The 12,302-nt window shown below is 68.9% G+C and carries 11 protein-coding genes; all 11 read right to left on the reverse strand.

Translation table 11 applies throughout. The features are described from left to right. Window positions 1-3 precede the first annotated feature (3 nt). The 11 genes from ACQY4O_RS10150 to ACQY4O_RS10200 all read right to left on the reverse strand — a co-directional run bounded on the left by ACQY4O_RS10150 (window position 4) and on the right by ACQY4O_RS10200 (window position 12,284). Complete coding sequence (locus ACQY4O_RS10150) at window positions 4-987, reverse strand: MDR family oxidoreductase (protein WP_428376265.1); 984 nt, start codon at window positions 985-987, stop codon at window positions 4-6. A gap of 13 nt (window positions 988-1,000) precedes the next feature. Then, window positions 1,001-2,038, reverse strand: coding sequence for a zinc-binding alcohol dehydrogenase family protein (locus ACQY4O_RS10155; protein WP_428376266.1), 1,038 nt, complete (start codon window positions 2,036-2,038; stop codon window positions 1,001-1,003). A 3-nt stretch (window positions 2,039-2,041) separates the two neighbouring features. Beyond that, complete coding sequence (gene ftsY / locus ACQY4O_RS10160; protein ID WP_428376267.1) at window positions 2,042-3,004, reverse strand: signal recognition particle-docking protein FtsY; 963 nt, start codon at window positions 3,002-3,004, stop codon at window positions 2,042-2,044. 105 nt (window positions 3,005-3,109) lie between these two features. Beyond that, a complete protein-coding gene (mtaB, locus tag ACQY4O_RS10165) occupies window positions 3,110-4,387 on the reverse strand; it encodes a tRNA (N(6)-L-threonylcarbamoyladenosine(37)-C(2))-methylthiotransferase MtaB (protein WP_428376268.1) in 1,278 nt (425 codons plus the stop codon). Next, complete coding sequence (gene dapF / locus ACQY4O_RS10170; RefSeq protein ID WP_428376269.1) at window positions 4,384-5,202, reverse strand: diaminopimelate epimerase; 819 nt, start codon at window positions 5,200-5,202, stop codon at window positions 4,384-4,386. Before dapF ends, mtaB begins: the two co-directional genes overlap by 4 nt. A 53-nt stretch (window positions 5,203-5,255) precedes the next feature. After that, window positions 5,256-5,996 (reverse strand): ABC transporter ATP-binding protein, encoded by a 741-nt coding sequence (locus ACQY4O_RS10175; protein ID WP_428376270.1) that lies wholly within the window; start codon window positions 5,994-5,996, stop codon window positions 5,256-5,258. 28 nt (window positions 5,997-6,024) lie between these two features. Then, window positions 6,025-6,876 (reverse strand): ABC transporter permease, encoded by an 852-nt coding sequence (locus tag ACQY4O_RS10180; RefSeq protein ID WP_428376271.1) that lies wholly within the window; start codon window positions 6,874-6,876, stop codon window positions 6,025-6,027. A 190-nt stretch (window positions 6,877-7,066) separates the two neighbouring features. After that, window positions 7,067-8,620 carry a glucose-6-phosphate dehydrogenase gene (zwf, locus tag ACQY4O_RS10185; RefSeq protein ID WP_428376272.1) on the reverse strand — a complete coding sequence of 518 codons (1,554 nt, stop codon included), beginning with the start codon at window positions 8,618-8,620 and terminating at the stop codon, window positions 7,067-7,069. A 125-nt stretch (window positions 8,621-8,745) separates the two neighbouring features. Then, the gene (locus ACQY4O_RS10190) at window positions 8,746-9,762 is read right to left on the reverse strand and encodes an ABC transporter permease (RefSeq protein WP_428376273.1); all 1,017 of its coding nucleotides are present in this window, start codon (window positions 9,760-9,762) and stop codon (window positions 8,746-8,748) included. A 22-nt stretch (window positions 9,763-9,784) separates the two neighbouring features. Continuing rightward, the gene (locus ACQY4O_RS10195; protein ID WP_428376274.1) at window positions 9,785-11,308 is read right to left on the reverse strand and encodes a sugar ABC transporter ATP-binding protein; all 1,524 of its coding nucleotides are present in this window, start codon (window positions 11,306-11,308) and stop codon (window positions 9,785-9,787) included. A 22-nt stretch (window positions 11,309-11,330) separates the two neighbouring features. Then, on the reverse strand, window positions 11,331-12,284 hold the full coding sequence (locus ACQY4O_RS10200) for a sugar-binding protein (protein ID WP_428376275.1): 954 nt from the start codon (window positions 12,282-12,284) through the stop codon (window positions 11,331-11,333). Between the last annotated feature and the right edge of the window lie 18 nt (window positions 12,285-12,302).

Raw genomic sequence — 12,302 nt, forward strand, 5'->3', positions numbered from 1 at the left:
GGCTCACCGGTTGACATCGACGACCACCCGGCCGCGCACCGCTCCACGCAACATTGTCTCGGCGACAGTTCGCGCGTCCTCCAGCGCATGCGTCGTGGTCATGGCGTCGAGCAGCGCGGGATCGAGGTCGCGCGCCAGCCGGTCCCAGGCTTCAAGGCGGTCCGCGATCGGCCTCTTCACGCTGTCGATGCCGGCGAGCGTCACGTTGCGCAGGATGAACGGCGCCACCGAGGCGGGAAAATCCAGCCCCTGCGCCATGCCGCAAGCCGCCACGATGCCGCCTCTGCGCAGCCCGGCACAGACATTGGCCAGCGTGTGGCTGCCGACGGTATCGATCGCGGCCGTCCAGCGCTCGGTCTGCAACGGCTTGCCGGGTGCGGACAGGGTCGCCCGGTCGATGACCGCGCCGGCGCCGAGACGCTCCAGGTAGGCAGCCTCGGCCACGCGGCCGGTGCAGGCGACCGTCCGGTAGCCGAGCCGGCCGAGCAGCGCGAGGGCGACGCTGCCGACGCCGCCGGCAGCGCCGGTGACCAGGATCTCGCCGTCGCCCGGCCGGACGCCGTGCCGTTCGAGGGCGATCACGCACAGCATGGCGGTGAAGCCGGCGGTGCCGACCGCCATCGCCTGCGCCATAGAGAATGTGTGCGGCAGCGGGACCAGCCACTCGCCCTGCACCCGCGCCTTCTGCGCGAGGCCTCCCCAGCGCGTCTCGCCGATGCCGGTGCCGTTGAGGATCACCCGGTCGCCCGGCGCGATCCCGGCACGCGTGCTGTCCAGCACGATCCCGGCCAGATCGACCCCCGGCACCATCGGGAATGTCCGCACCACCGGACCGGCGCCGGTGAGCGCCAGCGCATCCTTGTAGTTCATCGAGGAGAACGCGACCGCGACGGTGACGTCGCCGTCCGGCAGGTCGGCCTCGTCGAGGCTGGCGAGTGCCGCCGACGTGCCTGTGGTGGTCTTCTCGATCAGCCAGCCCTTGACCATGTGCGCTTCCTTGTCAGCCGAGTTCGAAGCCTGCCAGCACGATCTTTCCAATCGAGCGGCCACTTTCAAGAAGCTCGTGCGCGCGCTTCAGGTTGGCAGCGTTGATGGTGCCGAGGTGCTGCGTGCCCGACTGCTGGTATAACGTAGTACGCAGTCGCCCCTGGTCGACCAGGCGCGCCACCTCGTGCAGCAGGCTGCCCTGCTGCTCGAGGTCGGGCGTGTCGTAGATCGAGCGGGTGAACATCAGCTCCCAGTGGATCGACACGCTCTTGCGCTTGAACGGCACGATGTCGAGCGAGCCCGGATCGTCGATCAGCGCGAAGCGGCCCTGCGGCGCGATCAGCGACGCGATGTCGGCCACGTGCTCGCCGGTGTTGGTGGTCGAGAACACGAAGGAGGGCGCACCCAGGCCAAGTTCGGCGATCTGCGGCGCCAGCTTCTCGCGATGATTGATCACATGGTTGGCCCCGAGCCCGCAGGCCCACCGGATCGTCTCCGGCCGCGATGCGGTGGCCACAACAGTCAGGCCGGTCAGGACGCGGGCGAGCTGGATCGCGATCGACCCCACCCCACCGGCGCCGCCGATGACCAGCAGCACCGGAGCGCCGCCCGGCACCGGCCGACGGACCTCCAGCCGGTCGAACAGGGTCTCCCAGGCAGTGATCGCGGTCAGCGGCAGCGCCGCCGCCTCGGCGAAATCGAGCGAGGCGGGCTTGCGGCCGACGATGCGCTCATCGACCAGATGATATTCGGCATTGGTGCCGGAGCGGCCGATCGCGCCCGCATAGTACACCTCGTCACCGGTCTTGAAGCGCATGGTCTGCAGGCCGGCCTCGATCACCGTGCCGGCGGCGTCCCAGCCGAGCACCTTCCAGCCGCCGGCCTCCGGGCTGGCCGAGGCCCTGATCTTGACGTCGACCGGGTTCACCGAGACCGCGCGGACCCGCACCAGCAGGTCGTGCCCGGACGCCGTCGGCCGCGGCAGCTCGATGTCGCACAGCGACGCCGCCGCCGAAATCGGGCCGGGATGCTGGTAGCCGATGGCGCGCATGGCTCAGGTCTCCGCCTGCTCAGGTTTCTGTGGTTCTGTCAGCCGCACGCTATCGCCGACCAGCCCGCGGGCGAAATCGGCCGCGCGGAACGGACGCAAATCCTCGGCCTTCTCGCCGACGCCGACCGCGTGCATCGGCAGGCCGAAGGCCTCGGCCAGCGCCACCACGATGCCGCCGCGGGCGCTGCCGTCGAGCTTGGTCACGATCAGGCCGCTGACATTCACCATCTCCTTGAACACCCGCACCTGCTCGATGGCGTTCTGGCCGGTGGTCGCATCGAGCACCAGCAGCACCGAATGCGGCGCGGTCTGGTCGAACTTGCGCAGCACGCGGATGATCTTGGCGAGCTCCTCCATCAGCGCGCCCTTGTTGTGCAGGCGCCCGGCGGTATCGATCAGCAGCAGGTCCGCGCCCTGCTCGCGGGCGCGCTCGAAGGCCTGGTAGGCGAGGCCGGCGGCGTCCGCGTTCGGCGCCCCCGCGATCACCGGTGCCCCGACCCGCTCGCCCCAGATCTGCAGCTGCTCGACAGCGGCGGCGCGGAAGGTGTCGCCCGCCACCAGGATCGTCCGCAGGCCCTCACGCCGGTACTGCAGCGCCATCTTGCCGATGGTGGTGGTCTTGCCGGTGCCGTTGACGCCGACCACCAGCACCACATGCGGCTTGTGCGCCGGGTCCGGCACGAACCCGATCGCCACCGGCTCGAGCACGCGCGCGATTTCGGCGGAGAGGGCCACGCGCACCTCCTCGTCGGTGACCTCGTTACCGAACCGGGTACGGCGGAACTCGTCGATCACGCGTCCGGCGACCGCGGGCCCGAGGTCGGCCGCGATCAGCAGCTCCTCGAGCTCCTCGAGTGCGGCCTCATCGAGCCGGCGCCGGTTGAACACGGCCGCGAGGTTGCCGCCGAGCTTCTGCGTGCTGCGCGACAGGCCTTCCTTGAGCCGGCCGAAAAAGCCCAGCGCCATCTTAGCAGTCTCCGGAACATCGCAAGGTCAGGGCTCTGCCCTGAGCCCGCTGGGGGCCCGTCTTGGAGCAGTGGAGGCCCCAGACCCCCATTCTTTGGGGCATATTCAGGTCGGCTCCGCCAGCAGGCCGTCCTCGACGACACCTAAGACGCGGGCGGCGATCACGGCGCCGACGCACGCCGCCGGCGGACCCTGCAGGCGCACCGGCGCGAAATGCTCGGAATGGCCTCGGCCGCCCGCTTCCAGCACCACCGCGATCTGCTGCCCGAGCAGGCCGGCATGGAAGGCGCGCGCCGCCTCGCGTCCTGCCTCGCGCAACCGCTGCGCACGCCGGCGACGCTCGTCGACCGGGATCGCCGGCATCCGTGCGGCGGGCGTGCCGGGGCGTTCGCTGTACGGGAAGACATGCAGGTACGGCACCGCATGCTCGCGCACGAAGGCCAGCGTCTGCTCGAACAGCGCCGCGTCCTCGGTGGGAAACCCTGCGATCAGGTCGGCGCCGATGCCGATGCCGGGCCGCAGGCGGCGCGCGCGCCGGATCACCGCCGCCGCATCCTGCACCGAATGCCGCCGCTTCATCCGCTTGAGCACCAGGTCGGCGGCCGCCTGCAGCGAGAGGTGCAGGTGCGGCATCAGCCGCGGCTCGTGCTCGACCAGGTGCCACAGATCGTCGTCGATCGCGGCCGGATCGAGCGACGACAGCCGCAGCCGCGCGAGCTCGGGCACCAGCGCCAGCAGCCGGCGCACCAGCTGGCCCAGCGCGGGGCGTCCCGGCAGGTCGGCGCCATACGAGGTGATGTCGACGCCGGTCAGCACGATCTCGTTGTAGCCGGCCCGCACCAGGGCTTGCGCCTGCCGGACCACGACACCCATCGCCACCGAGCGGCTCGGCCCGCGCCCGAACGGGATGATGCAGAAGCTGCAGCGGTGGTCGCAGCCCTGCTGCACCTGCAGGAACGCCCGCGTCCTGCCGACAAAGTCGGTGACCAGATGCGGCCCAACCTCCCGCACCTGCGTCTCCAGCGCCTGCATGATGTCGGACACCGCATCGTCCGACGCGAGCGCTGCAGCCGTCCACTGCTCCGGGCGCAGCTTCTCGCTGTTGCCGAGCACCCGCGAGACGCCCGGCAGCGACGCCCAGCGCGCCGGGTCGATCTGGGCTGCGCATCCGGTCACCACGATGCGGGCGCCGGGCCGCTCGCGATGCGCGCGGCGGATCGCCTGGCGTGCCTGGCGCTCGGCCTCGCCGGTGACGGCGCAGGTATTGACGACGACCAGCCCGTCCGGGTGCGGATCGCGCGACGCCGCCAGATGGCCTCGCATCACCTGGCTCTCGTAGCTGTTCAGCCGGCAGCCGAAGGTGAGGATCTCGGGCGAGGTCAAGCCGGAAGATCCCCGAGCGCAAGACTGCCGGTGAATGCGCTGGCGACCGGGCCGGTCAGCAGGACGCGGCCCGCCTGGGTCCACTCCACCTCCAGCACGCCGCCCGGCATCTCGATTTCGGCCCGCCGGCCGACCAGTCCGCGCCGGTGCGCGTTCACCAGGGTCGCGCAGGCGCCGGACCCGCAGGCCAGGGTCAGGCCGGCGCCGCGCTCCCAGACAAGCAGCCGCAACGCGGTATCGGACAGGCGCTGCGCGAACCCGATATTGGCACCCTGCGGGAACATCGGGTGCCACTCCAGCCGCGCGCCGAGGCCTGCGACATCGACCGCGTCGAGATCGTCCACGAACAGGGTCGCATGCGGGTTGCCCATCGAGCAGGCGACGGCCTCTTGGCCACCAAGCTCGACATGAAGGGTATCGGCCGGCTCCGACAGCGGGATGTCGCGCCAGTCCAGCCTGGGCTCGCCGAGATCGACGCGCGCGCTGTAGGGTCCGAGCATGCTTGCCGTGAGCCGGCCGCCCAGCGTTCGCATCGAGACCTCGCCGCGCCCGGTTTCGGCCGAGACCAGTGCCGCCACGCAACGCGAGCCGTTGCCGCACGCCCCAGCCTCGCTGCCGTCGCTGTTGACGAACCGCACGAAAACCTCGGCCTGGCGATCCGCCTGCAGCAGGATGACCTGGTCGCAGCCGATCCCCCGCCGCCGGTCCGCGATCCACGCAAATTGCGCGGGCGTCAGCCCGAATGCACCCGACCGCTCGTCGATGACGACGAAGTCGTTGCCGGCGCCATGCATCTTGGTGAACGGGATGCGCATGCGCGCCTTATAGGCCGGGTGTTGCGCTCCCGCGAGGGCCTGCCGGGATCCCGTCAGTGCGCCGTCTGTTCGACCCCGAGTGCCGCGAGCAACACGCCGCGCAGGCGGTTGAATTCGGCGTCGCCATGATCGCGCGGACGTGGCAGGTCGATCGCGACCTCGGTCCGGATGCGGCCTTCCTCCAGCACGACCGCACGGTCGGCCAGCAGCAGCGCCTCGTCGACATCGTGGGTCACCAGGAGCACCGCACAGCGATGCCGCTGCCAGAGTTCGGCCACCATCGCCTGCATCTTCAGGCGGGTGAGCGCGTCGAGCGATGCGAAGGGTTCGTCCAGCATCAGGAATTCGGGCTCGCGCACCAGGGCGCGCGCGATGCCGGCGCGCTGCGCCTCGCCACCCGACAGCGTCAGCGGCCAGGCATCGACGCGATGATCGAGCCCGACCTCGCCGAGGGCGGCCACCGCACGGGCGCGGGCGTCGCGCTGGCCGAGGCCCCCGCGCTGCCCCAAGCCCAACCCGACATTCTGCCAGACCCGCTTCCATGGCAGCAGCCGGCTCTCCTGGAACACCACCGCGACGTCGCCCGGCACCTGCACGCGGCCCTCGGTGACCTGGTCGAGGCCCGCCAGCGTGCGCAGCAGCGTGGTCTTGCCCGAGCCGCTGCGCCCGAGCAGCGCCACGAACTCGCCTTTCCCGACCGTGAGGTCGAGCTGGTCGAGCACCGCGGGCCCGGCAAAGCGCCGGGTCAGGCCCTCGATGCGGATCGCCGGCTCCGGACGGTATTCCATGTTCATGGGGTGGGTCCTCGCGGCACGGCTGGGATCAAAGTACGTTCGACGGCCGCCAGGCCAGCAGCCGGCTTTCGATGCTGCGCACGATCTGGTCGGAGATCAGCCCGAGCGCCGCATAGATGAACAGGCCGACCAGGATGATGTCGGTGCGCAGGAAATCCTCCGCATCCATCATCATGTGGCCGATGCCGCTATTGGCGTTGATCTGCTCGGCGACCACCAGCATCAGCCAGGAGATGCCGACGGCGAACCGCAGGCCGAGCAGCAGATCCGGCAGCGCGCCGGGCAGGATCACCTGCAGGATGGTCTGCGCCCGCGACAGCCCGAGGGTGCGCGCCATTTCGAGCAGCTTCGGGTCGACGTTGCGCACGCCCTTGAACAGGTTGAGGTAGATCGGGAACAGCACGCCGAGCGAGACCAGCGCGATCTTGGGCGTCTCGCCGATGCCGAACCACAGGATGAACAGCGGCACCATCGCCAGCACCGGCAGTGTGCGGCCCATCTGCATCAGCGCGTCGACCGCATCCTCGCCGAGGCGCGAGAGGCCGGCGACCAGCGCCAGGATCACGCCTGCGACGGTGCCGATCGCCAGCCCGCTGAGCGCGCGACCCAGCGAGACCAGCAGGTTGCGTGGCAGCGTGCCGTCGCGGGTGAGCGCGATCGCGGTCTGCAGGATCTGCCAGGGCGAGGCCAATGTCTGTGGCGAGATCAGCCCGGCCGAGCAGGCAGCCTGCCAGACCGCGAGCGCCACGACGGGAGCGACCAGCCGGCGCCAGGAGGTGGTGCGATGCGCGGCCCGACCGACGACCGAGCGCCGGGGACGCAGGGTGCTGCGCGACGAGGCGCGTTGGTCGAGCGTCGGTCGCAGTGTCGTGTCGAGCATGCCGGTATCCCTGATGGCATCCGAATGGCAGAGATGATCCACGCCGGGATACGTGGAAAGGCAGACTGACGACGGAAAGCTTCGTCAATTACCGCAGAGAGATCATCACTGACGTCCGGATGTCAAGGACAACACCGCAGCCGGTCGTGCTTTCAGGGCCACAAAATAGTTCTACGGAATCTTCTGGTTGTTACTCCGGACGCGTCAGCGGCGCCCAGTGCCGCCCGTCACGACCAAGCAGCTCATCGGCTCCCTTCGGCCCGGGGCTCCCGGCTTCGTAGATCTCCGGACCGCCCTTGTCGGCCGCCCACGCCTTCAGCGCCGGGTCCACCACCTTCCAGGCGGCATCGATGTTGTCGGCGCGCTGGAACAGCGTCGCATCCCCGGTCAGGCAGTCGTACAGCAGCGTCTCGTAGCCGACATTGGGTGTGAGCTTGAAGGCGTCCTCGTAGCGGAACTTCATCTCGACGCCGGAGAGTTCCATGCGCGGCCCGGGGATCTTGGCGGCGACGTTCCAGGTGACGCCCTGAGCCGGCTGGATGTTCAGGGTCAGCGTGTTCTGCGGCAGCTTGTCCATCGGGGTATCGTGGAACATGCCGAACGGCGCGTGCCGGAAATGCACCACGATCTCGGTGCGCCGCCCGGTCAGCGACTTGCCGGTGCGCATGTAGAACGGCACGTCGGCCCAGCGCCAGTTATCGACATGCAGCTTGAGTGCCACATAGGTCTCGGTGTCGCTGTCATGCGCAACACCGGGGCTGTCGCGGTAGGCGGTGACCGGTTTGCCCTGGACGGAACCGCCGCCGTACTGGCCGCGCACCGCATCCTCGGGCGTCACCGGCCGCACCGCCTCGAACAGCTGCTCCTTGGCGGTCCGCACCGTCTCGGCGCTGAACGAGTTCGGCGGCTCCATCGCGATCATCGCGAACAGCTGGAACAGGTGGTTGGGGATCATGTCGCGCAGCGCCCCGGTCGGCTCGTAGAACGCGCCGCGGCCCTCGACGCCGACGGTCTCGGCGGCGGTGATCTGCACATGGTCGATATGCTCGCGGCGCCAGAGCGGCTCGAACACGCTGTTGCCGAAGCGCAAGGCGAGGATGTTCTGCACCGTCTCCTTGCCGAGGAAATGGTCGATCCGGTAGATCTGGCTCTCGTCGAGCACCTTCAGGATGGCCGCGTTCAGCGCCTTGCTGCTCTCGAGGTCGGAGCCGAACGGCTTCTCGATCACGACGCGGCGGAAATGCCCGTCCTCCTGCTTCGTGAGGCCCGCCTTGCCGAGATTCTCGACCACGGTGCCGAAGAAGCGCGATGCCACCGCGAGGTAGAACACCGCATTGCCGGTCTGGTTGACGTGCTCGGCGAGCCCCTGCATCTGGCCGACATCGGTGAAGTCGGCCTTGTGGTAGTGCAGTCGCTGGTTCAGCCAACCCCACCAGTCCTGGTTGATCTCGGGGGTGTAGAACTCGGCGTCCGGGTCCTTGGTGAACTCCTGCATGGTGTCGGCCAGCGACTTGCGCCACTGGTCGTCGTCGCTGTCCACCCGGTCCACCCCGATCACCGTGAAGCGATCGTCGAGCAGGTGCGCCGAGGTCAGGTTGTAGAGGGCCGGCATCAGCAGCCGCTTGGTGAGATCCCCGTGCGCGCCGAAGATGATCAGGGTGCAGGGGGGCGCCGGCTGGGCGGCCGCCGGAGGGATCTTCTGGTCGGCCTGCGCCGGTGACGAGACCTCGGCGATCTTTTCCATGCGTGCTGCTCCTGTTCCGTGCCCGGCCCCAGATCCGGGCATGATGGCTCACCGGGTGGTGAACGCGAATCCCGCGACCAGTTTCCGTGACGGAGCCGCGGCTGGCCTCAGATCACGGCGGCTGCTCAGGATCGATCCGGCGCTTTAGAGGTCGAGCCTGCCTTGGAGATGCTGGGGGCCGCGTGGCGCGCGCGGAACGACGGGATCGCGCGCCGCACGATGGGCTGGTCGGCCAGGACGCCGAGCAGGATGACGGTGCCCATCACGGCAAAGTTGAGCGAGCTCGGGATGCCGAGGATGTTGACCAGGTTCTGCAGCACCTGGAGCAGCGCGGTGCCCAGCACGATGCCGATGACCGAGCCCTCGCCACCACGCAGGCTGCAGCCGCCCAGGACGGCGGCGGCGATGGCGTAGAGCTCGTAGAAGTTGCCGAACGACGACGGCGAGACGGAATTGGTGTAGAACACCAGGCAGATCGTGGCCACGCCCGCCAGGCCGCCGCTGATGATGTAGGCGCCGGTGATCACCGCATCGGTGCGGATGCCGGAGAAGCGGGCGGCCTCCTCATTGCGGCCGATCGCGAACAGGTAGCGGCCAAAGACCGAGCGGTGTAGCAGCACGCCCATGACGACGGCGACCACGACCAGCAGCATGAACGGGTGCGGGATCCCCCAGCTGCGGCCCGAGGCGAGCCAGGCGAGCCAGTCGAAATCGTCGGAATAGCCGAAGCCCATGGTCGCGTCGGTGGTGTAGTAGCGCGCGGCTCCCCGGTAGATCAGCAGGCCGCACAAGGTGACGACGAAGGGCTGCAGCTTCGCCTTGGTCACCAGCAGGCCCTGCAGCCCGCCGAGCACGACGCCGCCTGCCACGATGGCGAGGATCGCCAGCGGCCAGGGCACGCCGCGATTGACCAGCAGGTCGATGAACACGACGCCGAGCAGCGCGAAGATCGATCCGACCGACAGGTCGATGCCGCCGGTGATGATCACCATGCCCACACCGATCGAGAAGATCCCGAACAGGCCGATGAGATTGGCCATGTCGAGCAGATTGACCGCGGACAGGAACCGCGGATTGAGAATGGCGGTGATGCCGCCCACGACGAGCAGCAGCAGCAGCAGGCCCCAATCCTTGCGGGCCATCAGCCCCGATCCTTAGTGGCCATCACACAGTCTCCAGATGCTCGGCGGGTTGGCCGATGGCCAGGCGCAGGACGTTGAGTTCGGAGAAATCGGCCCGGTCGAGCACGCCGCTGATCTCGCCCTCATGCATGACGGCGACGCGGTCGGACACGCCGATGACCTCTTCCATGTCGCTCGAGATCATGATGACGCCGACGCCCTGATCCGCCAGCGCGCGCATCAAGGCGTAGATCTCGCCCTTGGCGCCGACGTCGATACCCCGGGTGGGCTCGTCGAAGATCATCAGGCGCGGCGCCATCGACAGCCACTTGGCGAGCACCACCTTCTGCTGGTTGCCGCCGGACAAGGTCGCGGCGTGGACCGCAACACTCGGGGTCTTGATCCTGAGCGCCGCTTGCTGCGCCCGGGCCGTGACGGCCTCGGCCTCGCGGTCGATGAGATTGAAGTGCGCATAGCGACGCAGGCTGGCGAGCGAGATGTTCTCCGACAGCGCCATGTCGAGGACAAGGCCCTCGCCCTTGCGATCCTCGGGCACCAGGTAGATGCCCTGGGCGATCGCCTGCCTGGGCGAGCGCACCGCGACCTTCTCTCCGGACAGCCGCACCTCGCCCGACAGGATCGGGTCGACTCCGAACAGGGCGCGTGCGAGGGAGGTGCGGCCGGAACCGACAAGACCGGCGATCCCCAAAATCTCGCCGCGCTGGACATCGAGCGAGACGTGGCGATCGGGAAAGGCGCCGGTGACGACGCGGTCGACAACGCAGATCTCGCCGCCGGGGGGCGCCCGCGGCGGCGTGTAGAGCGCGCGCAGTTCGCGTCCGATCATCAGCCGGATCATGGCGTTATGCTCGATCCCGTCGCGGTCCAGCGCGCCTGCGACACGACCGTCGCGCAGGCAGACGACGCGGTCGGCGCAGGCCTTCACCTCGTGCAGACGATGGCTGATATAGATCACCGAGACGCCGGAGGAGCGGAGCTCGGCGATGACGGCGAGCAGGCGCTCGGTTTCCTGCAGGGTGAGACTGGAGGTGGGCTCGTCCATGATGATGACGCGGGCATCGACCGACAGCGCCCGGGCGATCTCGACGAGCTGGCGCTGGGCAATCAGCAGTTTCGACACGCTGGTCTCGGGGCCGAAATCGGCGCCGAGCCGCCGCAGCAGCGGGCGGGCCAGGTCGTGCATGGTCCGGTTGCGGACGAGCCGGAGCGGGCCGCCGGTCACCGGTTCACGACCAAGAAAGATGTTGGCCGCGACATCGAGGTTGTCGAGCACGGTCAGTTCCTGGTGGACGAAGGCGATCCCGGCCCGGGCCGCGCTGGCCACCGTCATGGTGCTGTGGCCGACGCCGTCGATGACGATGCTGCCGGCGCTGGGCTGGACCACGCCGCCAAGGATCTTCATCAGCGTCGACTTGCCGGCGCCGTTCTCTCCGATGAGGCCGAGCACGGTGCCCGCCTCGATGCCGAGGCTGACATCGACCAGGGCTCTCACACCGGCGTACGACTTGCTGATCCCGGCCAAGGACAGCAGCGGGGACGCGGCCACCGGCGTGGGTTTCCGCGCGGGACTACTTGGCGGCCAGCATCCGGCGCATGCTCTGCTGGAACTCGTGCACGTTGTCCTTCTGGATGACGCGCGTGGGAATGATGATCAGGTGGTTCGCCGGGATGAAGGACTTGTCCCCGTTGATGTATTTGACCAGGTCGGTCATCGACTGGTAGCCGAACTGGAACGGCTGCTGGACGATGGTCGACTGGATGGTGCCGTCGGCCACGCCGCGCAGCGTCTGGGCGTCCTCGTCGAAGCCGACCACCTTGATCTTGCCGGACTGGCCGGCATCCTTCACCGCGGAATAGATCTGCGGCGTGTTGTAGTTGTAGAGGCCAACGAGGAGGTCCAGGCCGCCCTTGGCCAGCGCATCCTGGACGTTCGCCTTGGCCTTGGCGAAATCGCCGCCATCGGTGCGGATGTCGACGATCTGGATGTTGCTGCCCTTCAGCCCTTCCCTGATGCCCTCGACGCGCTCGCGGGCGTTGTCGGCGTCCATGGTGCCGACGAAGGCCATGAGCTTGCCGCCCTGCGGCAACGCCTTCCTGATCTCGCCGGCAGCCTGCAGGCCGGCCGCCTTGTTGTCGGTGCCGATATAGACCACGCGGGCGGAGTTCGGCGCGTCGCTGTCGGTGGTGAACAGGACCGCGTGGCTCGCGACCTTGTTGAATTCCTCGGTCGAGTTCTTCGGGTCGATGGCGGAGATCGAGATGCCGGCGACGCCGGAGGCGAGCAGGTCATCGAGCTCGCGACGCTGCTCGGCGGCGGTCGCCTGGCCGGTCACGATCACCTGCATCGCGAAATCGGGATGCTCGCCCTGGGCCTTCATGACGCCGGCGCGGGCGACGGTCCAGAAATCGGCCGAGACGTTGGTCACCAGGGCCAGGGACTTCTTGTGCTGGGCCGTGGCCGGCGCGCCGAGCAAGGCGAGACTGGCCGCTCCGATGAGGGTGGCCTGGATCAGTCGAAGCATGTTTCCTCCGGGTGCGCT

This window comes from Lichenicoccus sp., from assembly GCF_965277665.1.
GTDB lineage: Bacteria > Pseudomonadota > Alphaproteobacteria > Acetobacterales > Acetobacteraceae > Lichenicoccus.